Raw genomic sequence first — 18,178 nt, forward strand, 5'->3', positions numbered from 1 at the left:
GGCCTTGCTATGCGTTAATGGTGAATTGAAAAGTTTGTTTTAACAAAGGCTGTACCTTAACAACTCTGCCGATCGGTTCAGCGCCTTTGTAACGCCTTGGCTCAATGATCAAAAATCCCCAAAACTGTAAAAATCGCTCAATAAATCTTGATTCGATGAGCATGCTTAAACTTCTTTCTGGCGAGAAGTAATCATCCGTAGGCAAGGACTGAAGTAAATCGGGGAAAGCTGTCATCACCTCTTTCACCAGCTTTTCTACACTGTGATGACCTTGTAGGCGCCACAGCATAAACAGCCAAAAGGGTCGCAAGTCGATATCGTATTCAAAACCGTCCAAATATCCCCAGTTATATTGGCTGATGGCGGCCTCTAACATAGGTTTAAAAAATGCCTGTATGCCTAGAGCTTGATACTGCTTTTGCGCTGACTTTTTAACGTGATAACGGCCACTACGAAGGTAAATAATACCGCAAATGTCGGCTAACACTCGGGTGTAGTGCAAGGCATTAAATTTATCTTCGTTACTGCCCGCAAACTCGCTGATGCTAATATTTATTGGAAACTGAGCAACGGCAAACTCAGGTAATAACTCACTGGCCTGTTTAACCAACTTAGTCGGTAAGCTGCCTTTACTTGTGGCTTTGAAGGAGCCTTCTTGCGCCATGGCCTCATCAAGAATTAGCGCTAGATAACGCATCACCGGACTGGTTGAAAGATCGTCTGGTGTGCTGATTGTCACCCACTGTAATTGCTCAAACGGCGCATAAAGCCAATTGGCCATTTGTGTTGGTGTTACGCCACAAAAATCGGGATGAGGTTGATTATTGCGGTCTTGCACTTTGTATTGTAAAGCTGCGTTAAGTTCATCAAGGCTCAAATTTGGGTTCATTGCCAACATGGCCTCAACATCATCGAACACTTGGGCATGTTGCTGGAAAACGCTGTTCATACAACAACGTTTAAACTTTTTACCACTGCCACAATGGCAAGGATCGTTACGACCGAGTTTCATTGCTGTCTCTTTTTATTGTTGTAGATACTTACTGGCAAAGCCTTAAAACTTTGCACTCACGACGACACCGTTAAAATTAAGGCAATCTTTGATTCTTTGCTGCTGAACCGCGCTAAGCGTGTCGATATCATGGAAGGCAAACTCTGAGTGTTCATGACTTAAGCGAATCATCACATCGGCAGATGCAAACTCACAACGAAAGATAAAAGCTTGGGATTGATAGGCGCTGTGATAATAAACGCCGCTAAGATAGTGAATGTTCACCTCTAATCCCAATTCCTCTTGGCATTCGCGCAGCAGCGCTTCGTGAATGGTCTCTCCAAGCTCTAAGGCGCCGCCGGGTAAACCCCAAGCAAAATTGCCATAGTTCGCTTTGAGCAGCAGCACTTGCCCTAATTCATTGGTGATAACTGCATGACTACTGAGCCGAAACCTATCTTCAAATGCCATCTACCCATCCTACGTTGGCGCGATTACCAGCTCGCTATTTGCTATTAAAAGCATTACAGCTGGCAGGTTTGCCGGAGGCAAAGCCGATATTAAACCATTTCACTCTGTCAGCCGAACTACCATGGGTAAAGGCTTCGGGTTGTACGGCTAGGCCCGCCATTTTTTGCAGGCGATCATCACCCACAGCACTAGCGGCGGCAATGCCTTCTTCTACATCGCCAGGCTCAAGCAAATTGAGCTGTCTATCGACATAATGCCCCCACACGCCAGCGTAACAGTCGGCTTGCAATTCGAGGGCAACACTCAGTTGATTGGCCTGCGCCTTGCCAGCAGCTTGCTGGGCCTGACGCACTTTAGTGCTGGTGCCGAGTAGGTTTTGTACATGGTGACCGACCTCGTGGGCGATAACATAGGCGAAGGCGAAATCCCCCGGTGCTCCGAGTTTTTTCAACTCCTCGAGAAAACTCAAATCAATATACACTTTGCCGTCAGCGGGGCAATAGAAAGGCCCAGATTGCGCCTGCCCCAAACCGCATCCGGTTGAGGTCATATTGCGATAAAGCACTAGCTTAGGTTCGACATATCGCCCTTGTAGCAATTGATTCCAAACGGTCTCCGTCGTGCCAAGAATCGCCGCCACAAACTGGGCATTTTCATCTTGAGCCGCGGTATTACTGGCCGATTGAGACTGACTAAACCCCGCTTGATTACTCGGTTCGAGGGATAATCCGCCGGTAAAGTATTGAAACGCAAAATATAACCCGCCCAGCAGCAATACCACTCGGCCGATTTTAGTTTGCAGCAGAAAAGGCAATAACCTAAGCAAGAGCGCGCTGGGCACACCCGCCGACGCCATCTGTTGGTCCCGTCTGTCTTCGATATTGGAGCTGCGATCACTGTCACGCCAACGCATTGGATTTCCTCGGCTATGGGTATGCAATAGACATTTCAGTTTAGCTGTTATTTGGGATCATTCTGCTCAGTAGGCGCCGCTTTTAACGAGCGCAAAAACAGCCCTAGCCCACCAAAGGCTAACACTAAAATCACGATCAAATCGAAGGCCGACATGGCTTTAAAGTGAAACTGAATCGAGCTGATCACGCCAACAATTAAGGCGACTAAGGAGCCTAAGGTAAGCAGCCAACCGAGCTTAGTCTTGGCATCAAAAAACACCATCACTATCCCGAGGATAAACGGCAGCATTACCATACCTGTGGTGATCGAAAATCCCTGCCCAAAGGCATTCATGCGGTAGAGGCCATAGCCCAAGCCAAAACTGGAACTGACCTGTATCGCATTAAATAACAGATAAAATCCTGCACACATCATGGCAAGCCCAATAAAGAACTGGCCAATACCGCCCTGTGTTCCACCCGCTCCCTTCATATCAATCCTTTTATTGACGTTGTTTGATCGCCCGATCCACAGCTTCTTTAAGCTGTTGTTCCTCTTCAGCCTTTTTGACCTTTTCATGGGCAGCTAACTGCTTATCCGCCTCAGCCACGCAGCGCTGCTTATCTAGCATTGGCTCGTAGGGGTCGACATCCGTCCTTGCGGAGCAGGCCAACTCAGCACAGCCAGAGGTCAACAATAATGTGGACAAGACTAACATAATCAATGGGGTTTTCATCTTCGGCGCCTCAACAAATGCAACAAAATAACTACACTTAGCCAAACTAACATTGGCAAGCTTTACTTGAGCTGTATCGATTATGCATTCATCAGCATTGACAGAAATTGGCTAAAGGCAAACACTGGATGATGATTTTTTATCCAGCCACGATCGATGCTCCATCGATTCATTACGGCATTAATGAAGACAAGGACTGCGCTTGAATACTCTACTCTTAGGTAAAGGTGAGCAACAGGTTCACTTAAATCTTAAATATGCCAACCGCCACGGACTTATCGCTGGCGCCACAGGCACAGGCAAAACCGTTTCGCTGATGACCCTAGCCGAAGGTTTCTCGCGCCAAGGGGTGCCAGTATTTATCACCGATATCAAAGGCGATATTTCAGGACTCGGGGTTGCAGGTACTCCAAACGATAAGCTACTAAAAAGGGCCGCTGAAATCGGGATTGTGGATTATCAAACCGAGGCAAATCCTGTTGTGTTCTGGGACTTAGCAGGGATTCAAGGACATCCACTGCGCACCACAGTGAGTGAAATGGGGCCCACCTTACTCGGGCGAATTCTCGAACTCAATGACACCCAAAGCAGCATTTTAGACATAGTGTTTCAACTGGCCGACGACCAAGGTTTATTGTTACTCGACCTTGACGATTTGCGCGCCATGCTGAACTTAGTGGCCGATGAGCGCAAAGACATCTCAGCCAAATATGGGCTTATCAGCGCCCAATCCCTTGCCGCGATTCAACGCTCAGTCCTTGGTTTAGAACGCGATGGCGGCAAAGACTTTTTTGGCGAGCCAGCATTGCAACTCGAAGACTTAATGCGCACTAATTTGCAAGGGCGCGGCATTATCAACCTGTTAGCCGCCAATAAACTCATCTTGACCCCTAGCCTCTATTCCAGCTTCTTACTCTGGCTGCTATCAGAACTGTTTGAAAATTTACCCGAAGTCGGCGATCTCGATAAACCTAAATTAGTCTTCTTTATTGATGAGGCACACCTATTATTTGAGGGCTGCCCAGCAAGTTTGCTTAAACGCATAGAGCAAATTATGCGGCTTATCCGCTCCAAGGGCGTCGGGGTATATTTCTGCTCGCAATTCCCCGACGACATTCCCAATGAAATTCTCGGTCAACTCGGCAATCGCATTCAGCATGCCCTCAGGGCGTATACCCCAAGGGATCAAAAAGCCGTTAAAACCGCAGCCGAAACCTTTGTATCGAATCCTAAATTGGTGGTCAGCGAGGTAATTTCACAACTCGCCGTGGGCGAAGCCTTAGTGTCAACCCTTGCCGAGAAAGGTGTGCCGACTATGGTTGAGCGCACCTTAATAGCACCACCACGCTGCCGGATGGGGCCAGCCACGACCGAGGAGTTAACCGCTATCCGTCATCAGAGTCCGATTGGTGGTAAATACGATACTTTAGTCAATCGCGAATCCGCCTACGAGCGACTGAATCAACGTCATACCGAACAGACGAATGGCAGCGGTACTGCGCAAACAACCAGTACGCCAACGACCAAAGCAGCTGAGCAAGGCTGGTTTAGCGAGCTTATCTTTGGTAATAAACGCCGCCAAGGATTAGCCGAAACCTTGTCGAAACAAGCGGCGAGAACCGTTGGTAATCAACTCGGAAAACAAATTTTACGCGGATTACTCGGCGGTATACTCGGAAAATCGACGCGCAGGTAAGGTAATGAAATGTGTAAATACCGTGTTCTGAACCGCATATTTTATATACAGATTAGCACTAGCATTAGCGTGAATTATTCTAAGCAGCGAGTGGATCTTCCTTAGGATTTCGGTGATAAGATTATTTTGCGAGTACAGCTCAGAGAGGCAAACAAATTCAAATAAATTACCAATCGTTTTAAATAGTTGTGATTTAAAAATGGTGTAATTCGAGTTTAAACGTTTCGCTTTAATCAGGACATCATGGAACGGGTTTTATGCAAATGGCTTACATGATTAGCCTGATGAACAACCACTGAAAGTACATGGAGTTAACTATGAGTAAAGAGCAAAAAAATCGCAAAGAGGCCAAGAAAAAGCCGTTAATGTCGATCAAGGAAAAACGCGCTGCAAAGCACGCCAAAAACGCGACTAAAGGCCTCCTCGATAACGTTAAGTAATATTGTGACACCTTAGGGTGCGCTTCCAATATCTTGATTAAGGGTTAACTACGGTTAGCCCTTTTTATTAGCCCGTTTTTTATTCTCACCCACTTAACGATAATTTATTTCGCAAACACAAAAACGCTAACATACTGATTTTTTAAACATTAATAAGCTAGAACGCCTTTATTTAGGACCTCACCTAGACTAAAGCAATATCTACAATGCTTGAGTCTTTTGCTATGGTTTTATTCACCTAAATCCACACATTCTGAACGCAACACACTTGCCGATATGTTCCTAGATGCAGATGTAATCTACGCATTATCGACTCATGGTTACACCGATTAACTCGGCACATTAGCCGTAAAAACTCACTGTCTAGCTTGTATCGAAAGGCGTGTCAAAGCTTGTATTTTGAACAGTTTTGGGTATATAAGGTCTGATACTAAAATAAATAATCAATGGTATATATTGTTCTTACCCTATATAACACAATAAAAAATAAGGATATTTAAGCATGAAAATCAACAAACGTTTTATCGCCGTGGGCGCAGCTTTAACTCTCTCACTCAGTGCAGCCACGATGGCGGCCGCACCTGCCTTTATCAATATTCTGACCGGTGGTACCAGTGGTGTGTATTACCCGATTGGTGTGGCACTGTCGCAACTTTATGGTACAGGTATTGAAGACGCGAAGACCTCAGTACAAGCCACTAAAGCCTCGGTTGAAAACCTTAACTTGCTGCAAGCCGGTCGTGGTGAGCTGGCCTTAGCCTTAGGTGATTCAGTGGCTGCGGCCTATCAGGGCGATGCCGATGCAGGCTTTAAAAAACCGTTAGATAAGGTTCGCGTGCTCGCAGCCGCTTATCCTAACTATATTCAAATAGTGGCGAGTAAAGAATCAGGTATCAAAACCTTAGCTGATTTAAAAGGTAAACGTATTTCTGTCGGTGCACCTAAGTCGGGTACTGAACTCAATGCTCGCGCCATCTTCAAAGCGGCTGGTTTAAGCTATGAGGATATGGGCAAGGTTGAGTTTTTACCTTACGCTGAATCCGTTGAGCTGATTAAAAACCGTCAGTTAGATGCAACCTTACAATCCTCGGGCTTAGGGATGGCGGCGATCCGTGATTTAGCTGCGACGATGCCAATCAACTTTGTTGAAGTTCCCGAAGATGTGATCCTCAAAATAAATAATCCTGCCTATCAGCATGGAGTCATCCCCGCGTCGACCTACGAAGGTCAAACTGCTGATGTCTCAACGGTTGCGATTCAAAACCTATTTGTCACTCACGCGGGAGTGTCAGACGATTTAGCCTATCAGATGACCAAACTGATGTTTGAACATTTAGATCGTCTCGGTAATGCGCACTCAGCGGCAAAAGCGATTCAATTAGACAAAGCGACCAAAAACCTACCAGCGCCACTGCACCCTGGTGCGGAGCGTTATTTCAAAGAAGTTGGCGCACTCTAAGGGTGTAACCTCAATCTGAGCGCCCCTTTTCCAACTAAGCACTTGGGTGATTTACCCAAGTGCTGCGTCGACCTCTGTTGTCTAATGCTGTGAGGCATAAATATGAGCGATTCCGAACAAGGCCTAGGTGCAAGCACCAGTGACTGGCCCAAAGCGCTGTTTTATACGGCACTTATTTTCTCCATTTTTCAAATCATTACCGCCGCATTTCACCCCGTATCGACCCAAGTGCTACGGGCAACCCACGTTGGTTTTTTACTTTTAGTGGTTTTTTTAAGTTATCCCGCCGTGGGCAAAGCTCGACCTTGGCAACCCTTAGCTTGGTTGCTTGGCCTTGCGGGCATGGCAACGGCCGCCTATCAATGGATTTTTGAGGCCGACTTGATCCAACGTTCGGGTGAATTAACCGATGCCGATATGGTGATTGGCGTGGTGTTGATTGTCTTAGTGTTTGAAGCTGCACGGCGGGTGATGGGTTGGGCATTACCAATCATTTGCTGTATTTTCTTAGCCTATGGCTTATTCGGCCAATACCTCCCCGGCGACTTAATGCACCGCGGCTATGGCGTTGATCAAATAATCAACCAGTTATCCTTTGGCACCGAGGGGCTTTATGGCACTCCAACTTATGTGTCGGCCACTTATATCTTCCTGTTTATTTTGTTTGGTGCCTTTTTAGAACAAGCAGGCATGATCCGTTTGTTTACCGATTTTGCGATGGGCTTATTCGGCCATAAACTGGGTGGCCCGGCCAAAGTCGCCGTGGTTTCCTCGGCGATGATGGGAACAATCACAGGCTCGGGCGTCGCCAACGTGGTGACCACTGGACAATTTACCATTCCTCTGATGAAACGCTTTGGTTACCGCCCTGCCTTTGCCGGTGGTGTTGAAGCCACATCCAGTATGGGTAGCCAAATCATGCCGCCGATTATGGGCGCAGTGGCCTTTATCATGGCCGAAACCATTAACGTGCCGTTTATTGAAATCGCCAAAGCCGCCTTGCTGCCAGCGTTACTGTATTTTTGCTCCGTTTTTTGGATGGTGCATTTAGAAGCCAAACGCGCCAATCTTTGTGGCTTGCCCAAAGATCAGTGTCCCGATCCTTGGGCGGCGGTTAAAGCGCGTTGGTATCTGCTTATTCCGTTGTTTATTTTGGTTTATTTACTGTTTTCTGGCAGAACACCGCTGTTCTCGGGCATGGTCGGTTTAGCGCTGACCTCGATAGTGATCTTAGGCTCAGCCATTGTGCTGCGCCTGCCTTCTAATGCCTTACGTTTTGCCTTTTGGATTGCCCTTGGCGTGCTGTGCGCAGGCTTCTTCCAGATGGGGATTGGCGTGGTATTTGGAGTCATTGCCATACTCGTGGCCATCTGTTGGTTTATCAAGGGCGGTAAAGATACTCTGACTATTTGCTTACATGCATTGGTCGAAGGTGCACGCCATGCCGTACCAGTTGGGATTGCGTGCGCCTTAGTGGGAGCGATCATCGGTATTGTCTCGCTCACGGGAATAGCCTCCACTTTTGCCAGCTATATTCTCGCTGTCGGGCAGGATAACCTGTTCTTATCCTTAGTATTAACTATGCTCACTTGTCTGGTATTAGGCATGGGAATACCCACCATCCCTAACTATATTATTACCAGCTCAATTGCCGCACCGGCGTTACTGGATTTAGGCGTGCCGCTGATCGTCTCCCATATGTTTGTGTTTTACTTTGGGATTATGGCTGACTTAACACCACCCGTTGCCTTAGCCTGTTTTGCGGCCGCGCCGATTGCAAAGGAGTCGGGGCTTAAAATCAGTCTGTGGGCGATTCGTATTGCTATCGCGGGCTTTGTGATCCCCTTTATGGCGGTTTATGACCCCGCACTAATGCTGCAAAGCGATAGCTGGTTGGCAACGGGTTTTGTAGTGCTAAAAGCAACCGTTGGTATTGGTATCTGGGGCGTAATTTTTACGGGTTTCTTACTGCAAAAACTCTATTGGTGGGAACGGGTTATCGGCTTCCTCGCTGGAGCCAGTTTGATCCTTGCCACCCCGCTCAGTGATGAAATTGGCTTTGGACTGGCGCTACTGTTTATCGTGCAGCACAGCCTCAGAGCCCGCAAACTGAAACGTCTTGCCGAGCAGGGGTAATGTTTTGGAATTTTATGCGAAGGTAAGGCAATAACATGCTAGGTCTATGTTTAGGCCTAGCTGGCACACTGTGGGCACAAGTGCCCACAGAGCACTTTACTTTGGCCTGGAACCACAGCATCGAAAAAATCCGCTGGGAAGAAGATTATCAGCTCACACCGCAAGGCTTAGTGTTAGTTGAAGCCAGAGTGAAAGGCACAGGTGCGGGTATGGAAATCCCTGATGATGCGGTGTTTAACAATGGAAGTTGGCATTATCAGCCCAAGCTGCCCGTGCTGCCCAAATTACGCTTAGGTCGCATCCCCGAAGCGGGAGATTTTGAGCTGTGTTTCGCCAACGCCACTGGTAAAGTGCAATGCCAAGCCATGAGTCATTGGCTTGGCCCTCCAAATAAGCAAGATGCCGCTGTTGAGGTATGGAGTTGTGAGCAGTGAAAGATCACTTTATAGAGACGCGCAAGCAAGGCGCGATGCTGCCCATTAGCGCTCAATAATGCTCTTAACGAGAGAAGCTGTAGCCGTTTTTCCCTTGATGTTTAATGCGATACATGGCGGCGTCTGCACGTTCGCAACTTTCAGCAAAACTATCACCATCACTAAAAATATCAATGCCGATGCTCAGTCCAATCGCCACTTCATGACCTTCAAGTAAAAAAACCTGTCGATAAACATCAAGCAAGGATTGTGCAAGCATGCTTAATGATTCAATTTCGGTGGATGGCAGTATGATCACAAACTCATCACCACCTAACCGTGCGATCTTCGCTTGCTCCCCCGAATGAGCGACCAAAGAATCTGCAACGTGCACTAATAAATTGTCGCCAAATTTATGGCCGTAACGGTCATTTAAGGCTTTAAAACCATCAAGATCGATAAAAAATAACGCACCACTCATGCCGGGCTGCAAGCACTCATCGAAGGCCTTGGCTATAGCTTGGCGATTCATCAGGTTGGTAAGTGGGTCGCTATGGGCTAGTAGCGCTAAATCGAGTTCATAACGCTTTTCTTGGGTGATATCGATATGGCTGCCCATCATCCGCAGCGGTGTACCATCAGGTAAACGTTCTACAATGCGGCCCCGATCCGACACCCAAGTAACGCTGCCATCTTTATGCAGCATTCGGTGCACGGCCTGGTAATAATCGGCCTTGCCATTCACATGATCTTCAAAGGCTTGGATTACCCAGTCTTTATCTTCTGGGTGTAATTTGCTTTTCCAGATATCAACATGGGCTGCTAACTCATCGGGGCTAAAACCGAGCATTTCGCCCCAGCGCATATTGAAAATGGTTAAATTCCCACTTGGAATATGCTGTTCCCATAAGCACAAACCATTGCCATCAAGGGCGGCGAATAGTTTCTCTTCGGCACGACGATTCAACGCCGTTAATTGAGCGTTTTCACGTTTAAGCTGTGCAATTTCGGCCTGAAGTTGCTTAATCTGTTCTGCTGCCGTATCCGATGCCACAGAAAAATCTCTTTCCTTAACGTGGGGAAACCTCGTCCAGTGTAAAACAAACAATGCCGAAGTGACATAGTGAGGAGGGCGAGAAAACCCTAGATCATACTCGCCCTATCGAGCTTACACAGACTCTTACTATCTTGTCATACTTAGTCGCGAGTCAGTACTTCAAGCAATTCGATTTCAAAAGTGAGATCAGAATTGGGTTTGATATGAGCCCCAACTTGGCGCTCGCCGTAGGCTAAATGAGCTGGCACCAATAACTTGCGTTTGCCGCCCACTTTCATCCCCATAATCCCTTGGTCCCAGCCTTTAATCACTCGGCCAGTCCCAATCACACATTGAAATGCCTGACCACGGTCATAGGAGGAATCGAACTGCGTACCATCCTGCAAGAAACCGCGGTATTGGGTAGTGATCAACGCGCCTTTTACAGCCTCTTTTCCATCACCGACAACCAGATCGATTATTTCTAATTCAGTCATTTAATTAATCTCTTACTCTTCACTTAACACAGTGATTTATCAAAGTGTCTATTCTAACATCGACACTCCTACTTGTCGGCGTGCCGTGGGGATTTTGTGGCTTATACCAATCTTGCTTGATCCTATCCTCCTTTAAATTCCACTTATTCAACCCCATATCTAGATCATCCCCGAGCTTAGGAGCCAGATTATGATTATCGCTTGCCCCCACTGTGACACCTTAAACCGCGTGCCCCAAGAGCGGTTAACTGAGCAGCCGACCTGCGGCAAATGCAAACAGAATCTGTTTGCGGCGGCTCCGATTGAACTCACAAGTGCCAATTTTATCAATCATGCCCATAAATCAGAGTTGCCCTTAGTTGTTGATTTTTGGGCCAGCTGGTGCGGTCCCTGTAAGAGTTTTGCGCCTATATTTTCTGAGGCCGCAAAAGTATGGGAGCCAAGATTCCGCTTCGGTAAAATCAATACTGAAGAACAACAAGCCCTTGCGGCTCAATTTAATATTCGCTCCATTCCCACCTTAATGATTTTCAAGCAGGGACAACTCCTCGCGCAGCAAGCCGGCGCCTTACCTAAGCCAGCGTTCGATCAATGGTTAAAACGTTATAGCTAATGTGTGTGCTTCGCCCATAAAAATACCCAGCTGAGCTGGGTATTTTTATTTGGATGAATCAGAGGCGATTACACTTCCCAGAAGGTGTGAGCAATAATGCCCAGCACTATCATGCTGAGGAAGTTAACTATCATGCCCACTCGCACCATTTCCGACTGCTTGATATGGCCAGAGCCATAAACAATGGCGTTAGGCGGCGTCGCCACTGGCAACATAAAGGCGCAGGATGCGGCAATACCAATTAGCACGGATAGCATGACGGGGGATACCCCCAATGCTTCGGCAATCGCCGCAAATACAGGCACTAACAGCGCCGCACTCGCGGTATTACTGGCAAATTCGGTTAGCATTACCACAAAGGCGATCACCGCAAACACAAACAGCGACATGTGGGTGCTGCCAAAAATATCCGTCATCCAGTGCGCGAGGAACACACTGGTACCGGTAGTTTTGAGCACGGCACTCAAGGTCAAACCGCCACCGAATAAAATCAACACGCCCCAGTCGGTAGTCGATTCAATCTTCTTCCAACCAACTAAACCGAGCCCCGCCAGTAATACCACAGCACCGAGTGCAACGACGGTATCAAACTGGGTTATTCCGCCAAGTGCTTTTGCCAAGGGCACACTGAAAATCCAGCAACATACGGTCGCAAGGAAAATAACCAGCGTCAGTTTTCCTTGGAACGTAAGCTTTTGATCTTCAAGTGCAAGCTCGCATTTAGCCGACAAGTCTGGCTTAAAGTACCAATAGAGCGCAATGAGCATCATAGGGAGCATTAAGATCACGGTTGGAATGCCAAATTTTAGCCAATCGCTAAAACTTAACCCCACCTGCGCTGCGGCAATCGCGTTGGGCGGACTGCCCACTAAAGTGCCAATGCCGCCGATATTAGCGGAATAGGCAATCCCCAATAATAGGAACACATAGGTACTGTGATAGGTTTTACGATCTAATTGCTGCAAAATTCCCAGTGCCAGTGGCAGCATCATAGCCGTGGTTGCGGTATTACTGATCCACATCGACAGCAGCGCAGTTACCCCAAACAACATTAAGCAGGCAATACTCAGCTTGCCTTTAGAGGCCAGCAGCAATTTTTGCGCGATTAAGGTATCAATCTTTTGATTGTGCAATGCAGCTGCAAGCACAAAACCACCGAAAAACAGATAGATAATTGGATTAGCAAAGTTACTCATGGCCTCTTTGGTTTCAAATACCCCAAAGAATACCGCCAAAATAGGCACCAAAATCGCAGTAATACTGATATGAATCGCTTCGGTTAACCACAGAATGGCCGCAAAGACTAAAATCGCAAGCCCCGTATTCACTCCCTGCTCAAAGGGTAATCCGTAATACAGTGCAAATAGCAGCACAATATCCGCCATTAGGACCAGCATATTTTTCTTTTCAAGCCCTGTATTGGCGGGCGAATGATTAGGGGGAACCGACGTTGATTGCGTTAAGGACATGGTGACTACTACCTTCATACCATTATTTTTTCTAGCAAATTTAGGGCATAGGTCACACTAGTAAAAGCAGTTTATTTTGTACTTTAGCTACGTAGCAACAACAAAATGCTAAGACTTAAAACGCAAAAAAACCATTTTCGCGATAAAAACCACCTATTTTTGATCTTAAGTGATGAACAAAACTTTCAAACGGATAAAAATACTGCAAAAGCTTGATAAAGCTGTAACTAAATAAATATTTAAAACTGTGACAAAGATCAAATCACAGCGTAATTCAAAGTGATAAAAACCTTAATTTAATATTAATTTTTAACAATATAAAATGCTAATTAATTGCATAACATCCAGATAATCATCCCACTGACTTTTCATCGCTAATAACAAAGCTTATGAGCACTAGAGCGTGTTAATATTTCGAGATTAGATTTTGTTCGTTCTGATAAGTAAGTGATCACCAAACAACGCGTTGAATGTTGCTTTTTCACCCAAACCAATAACATTTAAACTTCAATATCTATATGAATAATAAACACAAATATTATTCACCATCTCAGTCAATCTAACTCACTTTACCCCGCGAGCAATCCAACCTAGAGTCGCGCCCGTATTCTCGTCTCCTGTTCATTTTTTACCTATTTTGGTACCGCTTGTGGAAAATATGCTGTCAGCTCAATCTAATCAAAAGCCAGGGCTATTTGTGCCTGTGGCAGGACTCAGTCTATTTGCTTTAGCGTCAGGCTACTTGATGAGTTTGATCCCACTCTCGCTCACTTACTTTGATTTGAGCCTTGATCTTGCACCTTGGCTGGCGAGTATTTTCTACCTTGGCTTATTACTGGGCGCACCTTGTATTGCACCGATTGTCAGCCGCATAGGGCACAGTAAGGCCTTTATTTTGTTCTTAAATATCTTACTGTGCAGCGTTGTAGTGATGATTTTGCTGCCACAGAGCAGTGTTTGGTTAGCAGCACGCTTGATTGCCGGCATCGCCGTGGCGGGGATTTTTGTGGTAGTTGAATCCTGGTTACTGATGGCCGACACCCAAAAACAACGGGCAAAACGTTTAGGTTTATATATGACCGCCCTCTACGGTGGCACCGCCATTGGGCAACTCGCCGTAGATTATTTAGGTACCACGGGTAATTTACCCTACTTGGTGGTGATAGGTTTGCTGGCCGCCGCCAGTTTGCCTGCACTGTTGGTTAAACGTGGCCAACCACAGTCCAGTGAACAACACGCTATTGCCCTTTCCGACCTAAAAACCTTAAGTAAACCTGCCATTGTCGGTTGTTTAGTCTCGGGATTATTACTGGGTCCCATCTACGGCTTATTGCCTGTGTATGTGTCGCGAGACATGGGTTTTGCCCAGCAAACCGGGCAATTTATGGCGCTAATTATCTTGGGCGGCATGATAGTCCAGCCCTTAGTGAGCTATTTATCTCCCCGCATTCAAAAGAGTGTGTTGATGACCGCCTTTTGCTTAGTGGGTGCTGCGGCGCTGTTGTTACTGATGCAAACATCGCTTGTGGGATTATGGTTGGGTTTTGTGTTACTCGGCGCCTGCGCCTTTGCTCTCTATCCCATCGCCATCAGTCTGGCGTGCGATCATTTACCCAGCAGCCAAATCGTCTCCGCCACTCAGATTATGTTGCTCAGCTATTCTGTGGGTTCAGTTATTGGTCCGGTTGCCGCCAGTCGTTTCGATGATGTAGAACATGGCTTACCACTGTATTTAGCAGCAAGTTTTTTAGTCACGGCTTGCTACCTCAGTGCGCACTTACTGGCCCGAAGTAAAGCTCGCCTACCCACAGCAAAGGCTTAGTCCAGAGGCGTTAATCTTGAGTCTCTACACCCATTGCTATTACGATGTTTGCTGGGTTAATTCTGCCACAGGCTCTTTGACGGGAATGGCCCAGACACTGTCCTGCGGCCCATTAAGCCCCCGATGGCGAGTCAGCTTGTAACCATAAAAGAACACCCCGCTAAAGGCCAACGCCACCAGATCAACGCCCAAAGTCGCTGAAGAATAAGGCGCCCATAAGCCTAAACTTGGCGCGATTAACGCAACTAGAGACGTGATTGGCATCGCCAATGTAGCCAAGCCGCACAAAGGCAAAATCAGCAGCGCCGCCTTGGCTGCACCACGCCAAAAGGCGTAAGCCACCAGCAATCCAAACACCAGATAATACAGCCACAAATAGACGTGGTTAATATTGCTCACATGCGCGTAAAACCATTTACCCAGCAACATACTTATCGTTAAGGCGGCAACGGAGCCTAAACAAATCCCCACTGTGGCACTGGCCATTAAACGGCAAGCACGGGTTTGTTCACTGGCCTGCTTTTTACGGCGTTTTTCCAGCCACAGCAGGTTGCCACTGTAAAATAAAAAAGCACCGCTCAAACCTAGGAAAAAATACACCCAGCGCCCGAGAACGCCACCATAACTGCCAAAGTGTAATCCAAAGAATACCGCAACGGTTCTGGCCCAAATCCCCTTGTCGCTTTGGTCAATCGTGCTATTGGTCACCTTAAGACTGTAAGGATGCAGGTATAAGAAATCGGTAACGGGTCCACGCATAAAACCATTGGGGTTATATAACCCCAAGCGCAAGGTCGCACGGGGATTATCCAAGTTCATAAAGGTCATTTCATTCACTTGATAATCGGGGGCGATTTGCTGCACCTTGGCTAACACAGTGGTGACCTTTGGCAAATCGGCAAGTGTATAGGGCGTTCTGTCGGGTGCAGGTTGGGTAAACAGTGGTTTTTCGCCATAAACCACCTGCTTAAGCCCATCGTAAAGCTGATCATGGAAGGCAAACACTATTACGGTAAGGCTAATCACTAAATGAAATGGCAGACTGGTAATACCGACTAAATTATGGGCATCGAGCCAGAAACGGCTTTCGCCCTTATCTTTACGTAGGGCGAAAAAGCTTTTAGTTAAGGTAGGCAGTAAGAAAATCACCCCAGAAACCAGCGCCAAGAAGTATAAAACGGCGGCTATCCCCAACACATAGACACCCGCTTGATCGTGGCCGACCTCACCGGCAATCCCCGCGGTGCGATGTAATTGGTCAATCAGCTCAGCCAACTCACTGGGCGTACTTAACTGTGTCAGTAGCTGCCCATTGTCATCAAGGCTGGCATGCCAAAGCTGGTGACTCATGCTGAGTTCACGCTCAGAGCCCTGCTGATACCAGGTCATCGGCGATTGATGTTCATCATTTAAGTGCAAACTAAAACCGGTTTTGGCCTTATCATCCTGCGCTAACACTTGCGCGACTAAATCATCCAGTTTGTCAGCGGGCACTTGAGGCAAAGTTAGGGCTGGCGGCATTGACCAAGCGTCAATCGCCCCCTTAAACATGGTGAGCGAACCAGCATAAAAGCCGATAAACAATACGATTCCGGCGATGATACCAGTCCAAATATGGATAGACTGATACACCCGTAACACATCACTGCGAACTTTCATCCTTGTCACCTAAAGGTATATAACACTATATAAGTCAAAATGTTAAATAGGCCCAAGTAGCCGATTGCCCTGAGTCCGGTTTTAAACAGAAAGCTAAAACTTAAGATCAATAACCAGATAGGCGTTATCAGCCACATGTTGAACTGCACTTTGGTATCGGCATCGATACCGCCTGGGCCAAACCAGGCAAATAACCCCACCAATCCAAGCGCTAAGGTAAATCCTAAAATCAATCCCGCCAGTGATTTAGTCCACCAATCAGGCTGTAATTTGTCCTGTTCAGCTAAACGTGCCATGAGTTATTTCTGCCCCAAAAGTGAGACAAAAGGCACTAACCCCGTCAATAACATCAACAGGGCTAACCAAATAAAAATCGCGGCGCTAAGGGTAAAGAGACTGAGCCAACCGAGTAAACTGGCAAAGGCAAAAGCATAGGCGAGTAACCGCCAAGGCCGCTTAGGAAGGGAGCTTGCAAATAGTTTTTGCTGCTTATTCGTCACATAAAATAACAAGCAGGCCAACAGCGTCGCTAACACAGATATAAGTTGCAACACGGGATGTTTTCCTCTCACCACAAAGCGTTAGCATTCGAGCCCATTTGCCTATGCTCGGTGTATATCCTATAAAAAGATAAGCGCATGAAAGCAATGGAAGAATTTGAGTCTCAGGACTCTAGCCATGGTGAGAATAATTCGCAATAAGATTTACAGTGTAAGGATGAGTTGTGATATTACTGTCACATATTGATAAGCTAGATACCCGATTGTTGCCAGCTGTTAACCATTAAGATACATTTTGCAGCAACCGTTTCGTCTCGATATAAATAATCATCAACACGATCCGCGCTCACTCCAACCCCATCTCGACGACCCTAGCAAAGGAAGCTAAATGATAAAAAATGAACTCAACCTGCCAAGTTCCTTTGGCCTATCTAAAATCATTCCTTTAGTGATTTTACTCATCCTATTTATCTCACTCTTTGGCAGTTGGTACACGGTTGACCAAGGTGAACGCGGGGTGATTCTTCGTAACGGTAAGATCATTGGTACAGCAGAGCCGGGACTTGGGTTTAAACTGCCCATTTTTGACACCGTAGTAAAAATCTCAACCCAAACCCACACGACTAGCTACAGTTCACTACAAGCCTATAGCCGTGACCAACAACCCGCGACACTTAACGCTTCAGTCACCTTTAGCGTACCGCCGGATCGGGTCGAAGAAGTCTATGCCAACTTCAAAAGTATCGATGCCATGGTGGCGCGATTACTCGACCGCCAAGTGCCAACGCAAGTTGAAAACATTTTTGGTAAATACACCGCAATTTCAGTGGTACAGGAGCGGATCAAATTTGGTATCGATGTGACCAATGCCATCACCCAATCGGTGAAAGGGCCAATCGAGATCACCTCGGTACAGATTGAAAATATCGATTTCTCCAATGCCTATGAGAAGTCAGTTGAAGACAGAATGCGCGCCGAAGTTGAAGTGCAAACCCAGCTGCAAAACCTAGAGAAAGAAAGAGTCAGCGCCCAAATCGCCGTGACCCAAGCGCAAGCGGAAGCAGACTCGCAACTCGCCCGCGCGAAGGCTGAGGCCGAAAGTATCCGCATCAAAGGGGATGCAGAAGCCTCTGCGATTAAGAGCCGCGCCGAGGCTCTGGCACAAAATCAAAACCTTGTCGAACTCACCAAGGCCGAGAAATGGGACGGCAAGCTACCTACCACAGTCTTACCCACGGGTACTCTACCCTTTATCGATGCTAAGAAGTCGAACTAACAAACGACTAAGCATCGCAAGTCAGTTGCTTGCCACTAAGGCTTTATCATAAAAAATCCCCAGTCATTGC

19 protein-coding genes are annotated in these 18,178 nt (G+C 46.9%); 8 read left to right on the plus strand and 11 right to left on the minus strand.

What is annotated here, in order from left to right; all coding sequences use genetic code 11:
- Positions 1 to 7 precede the first annotated feature (7 nt).
- From SHEWPOL2_RS07170 to SHEWPOL2_RS07190, 5 genes are read right to left on the minus strand one after another with little or no spacing between them, the layout of a single operon-like run.
- A complete protein-coding gene (locus tag SHEWPOL2_RS07170; RefSeq protein ID WP_037427358.1) occupies positions 8 to 1,012 on the minus strand; it encodes an SEC-C domain-containing protein in 1,005 nt (334 codons plus the stop codon).
- Between the two features lie 42 nt (positions 1,013 to 1,054).
- Positions 1,055 to 1,462 (minus strand): NUDIX domain-containing protein, encoded by a 408-nt coding sequence (locus SHEWPOL2_RS07175; RefSeq protein ID WP_037427360.1) that lies wholly within the window; start codon positions 1,460 to 1,462, stop codon positions 1,055 to 1,057.
- Between the two features lie 34 nt (positions 1,463 to 1,496).
- Entirely contained in the window at positions 1,497 to 2,375 is an 879-nt protein-coding gene (locus tag SHEWPOL2_RS07180) for a neutral zinc metallopeptidase (RefSeq protein WP_037427362.1), read from the minus strand.
- A 47-nt stretch (positions 2,376 to 2,422) separates the two neighbouring features.
- Positions 2,423 to 2,848 carry a hypothetical protein gene (locus tag SHEWPOL2_RS07185; protein WP_037427364.1) on the minus strand — a complete coding sequence of 142 codons (426 nt, stop codon included), beginning with the start codon at positions 2,846 to 2,848 and terminating at the stop codon, positions 2,423 to 2,425.
- A 10-nt stretch (positions 2,849 to 2,858) separates the two neighbouring features.
- A complete protein-coding gene (locus tag SHEWPOL2_RS07190; protein WP_037427366.1) occupies positions 2,859 to 3,092 on the minus strand; it encodes a hypothetical protein in 234 nt (77 codons plus the stop codon).
- Positions 3,093 to 3,294: 202 nt separating this feature from the next.
- On the opposite strand from SHEWPOL2_RS07190, the gene SHEWPOL2_RS07195 reads away from it, so the two are divergent.
- The 5 genes from SHEWPOL2_RS07195 (at position 3,295) to SHEWPOL2_RS07215 (ending at position 9,257) form a co-directional block, all read left to right on the plus strand.
- Complete coding sequence (locus SHEWPOL2_RS07195) at positions 3,295 to 4,788, plus strand: helicase HerA-like domain-containing protein (protein ID WP_037427367.1); 1,494 nt, start codon at positions 3,295 to 3,297, stop codon at positions 4,786 to 4,788.
- A 317-nt stretch (positions 4,789 to 5,105) separates the two neighbouring features.
- Positions 5,106 to 5,228 carry a hypothetical protein gene (locus tag SHEWPOL2_RS23335; RefSeq protein WP_037413559.1) on the plus strand — a complete coding sequence of 41 codons (123 nt, stop codon included), beginning with the start codon at positions 5,106 to 5,108 and terminating at the stop codon, positions 5,226 to 5,228.
- A 502-nt stretch (positions 5,229 to 5,730) separates the two neighbouring features.
- A complete protein-coding gene (locus tag SHEWPOL2_RS07205) occupies positions 5,731 to 6,687 on the plus strand; it encodes a TAXI family TRAP transporter solute-binding subunit (protein ID WP_037427369.1) in 957 nt (318 codons plus the stop codon).
- Positions 6,688 to 6,789: 102 nt separating this feature from the next.
- Positions 6,790 to 8,823, plus strand: coding sequence for a TRAP transporter permease (locus SHEWPOL2_RS07210; protein WP_037427370.1), 2,034 nt, complete (start codon positions 6,790 to 6,792; stop codon positions 8,821 to 8,823).
- 35 nt (positions 8,824 to 8,858) lie between these two features.
- Positions 8,859 to 9,257 (plus strand): DUF1850 domain-containing protein, encoded by a 399-nt coding sequence (locus SHEWPOL2_RS07215; protein WP_037427372.1) that lies wholly within the window; start codon positions 8,859 to 8,861, stop codon positions 9,255 to 9,257.
- 64 nt (positions 9,258 to 9,321) lie between these two features.
- Here the strand turns inward: SHEWPOL2_RS07215 and SHEWPOL2_RS07220 are convergent, their stop codons facing one another.
- Positions 9,322 to 10,290, minus strand: coding sequence for a sensor domain-containing diguanylate cyclase (locus tag SHEWPOL2_RS07220; RefSeq protein WP_037427374.1), 969 nt, complete (start codon positions 10,288 to 10,290; stop codon positions 9,322 to 9,324).
- A 143-nt stretch (positions 10,291 to 10,433) separates the two neighbouring features.
- The gene (locus tag SHEWPOL2_RS07225; protein ID WP_011070807.1) at positions 10,434 to 10,769 is read right to left on the minus strand and encodes an FKBP-type peptidyl-prolyl cis-trans isomerase; all 336 of its coding nucleotides are present in this window, start codon (positions 10,767 to 10,769) and stop codon (positions 10,434 to 10,436) included.
- Positions 10,770 to 10,959: 190 nt separating this feature from the next.
- On the opposite strand from SHEWPOL2_RS07225, the gene trxC reads away from it, so the two are divergent.
- A complete protein-coding gene (gene trxC / locus SHEWPOL2_RS07235) occupies positions 10,960 to 11,382 on the plus strand; it encodes a thioredoxin TrxC (RefSeq protein ID WP_037413568.1) in 423 nt (140 codons plus the stop codon).
- 68 nt (positions 11,383 to 11,450) lie between these two features.
- Here the strand turns inward: trxC and SHEWPOL2_RS07240 are convergent, their stop codons facing one another.
- Positions 11,451 to 12,851, minus strand: coding sequence for a DASS family sodium-coupled anion symporter (locus tag SHEWPOL2_RS07240; protein ID WP_037413570.1), 1,401 nt, complete (start codon positions 12,849 to 12,851; stop codon positions 11,451 to 11,453).
- Positions 12,852 to 13,509: 658 nt separating this feature from the next.
- Between SHEWPOL2_RS07240 and SHEWPOL2_RS07245 the strand changes: the two genes are divergently transcribed.
- On the plus strand, positions 13,510 to 14,673 hold the full coding sequence (locus SHEWPOL2_RS07245) for an MFS transporter (protein WP_037427383.1): 1,164 nt from the start codon (positions 13,510 to 13,512) through the stop codon (positions 14,671 to 14,673).
- Between the two features lie 39 nt (positions 14,674 to 14,712).
- Here SHEWPOL2_RS07245 and SHEWPOL2_RS07250 read toward each other — a convergent pair whose 3' ends face one another.
- From SHEWPOL2_RS07250 to SHEWPOL2_RS07260, 3 genes are read right to left on the minus strand one after another with little or no spacing between them, the layout of a single operon-like run.
- On the minus strand, positions 14,713 to 16,332 hold the full coding sequence (locus tag SHEWPOL2_RS07250; RefSeq protein ID WP_037427377.1) for a PepSY-associated TM helix domain-containing protein: 1,620 nt from the start codon (positions 16,330 to 16,332) through the stop codon (positions 14,713 to 14,715).
- Positions 16,333 to 16,337: 5 nt separating this feature from the next.
- On the minus strand, positions 16,338 to 16,628 hold the full coding sequence (locus SHEWPOL2_RS07255) for a hypothetical protein (protein WP_037427379.1): 291 nt from the start codon (positions 16,626 to 16,628) through the stop codon (positions 16,338 to 16,340).
- 3 nt (positions 16,629 to 16,631) lie between these two features.
- Positions 16,632 to 16,886: a hypothetical protein gene (locus SHEWPOL2_RS07260; protein WP_037427381.1), complete on the minus strand. Its 255-nt coding sequence runs from the start codon at positions 16,884 to 16,886 to the stop codon at positions 16,632 to 16,634.
- Between the two features lie 334 nt (positions 16,887 to 17,220).
- Between SHEWPOL2_RS07260 and SHEWPOL2_RS07265 the strand changes: the two genes are divergently transcribed.
- Positions 17,221 to 18,108, plus strand: a complete 888-nt coding sequence (locus SHEWPOL2_RS07265; RefSeq protein ID WP_037427382.1) for an SPFH domain-containing protein — start codon at positions 17,221 to 17,223, stop codon at positions 18,106 to 18,108.
- The last annotated feature ends 70 nt before the right edge of the window (positions 18,109 to 18,178 follow it).

Source organism: Shewanella sp. POL2 (assembly GCF_000282755.1).
Classification (GTDB): domain Bacteria; phylum Pseudomonadota; class Gammaproteobacteria; order Enterobacterales; family Shewanellaceae; genus Shewanella; species Shewanella xiamenensis.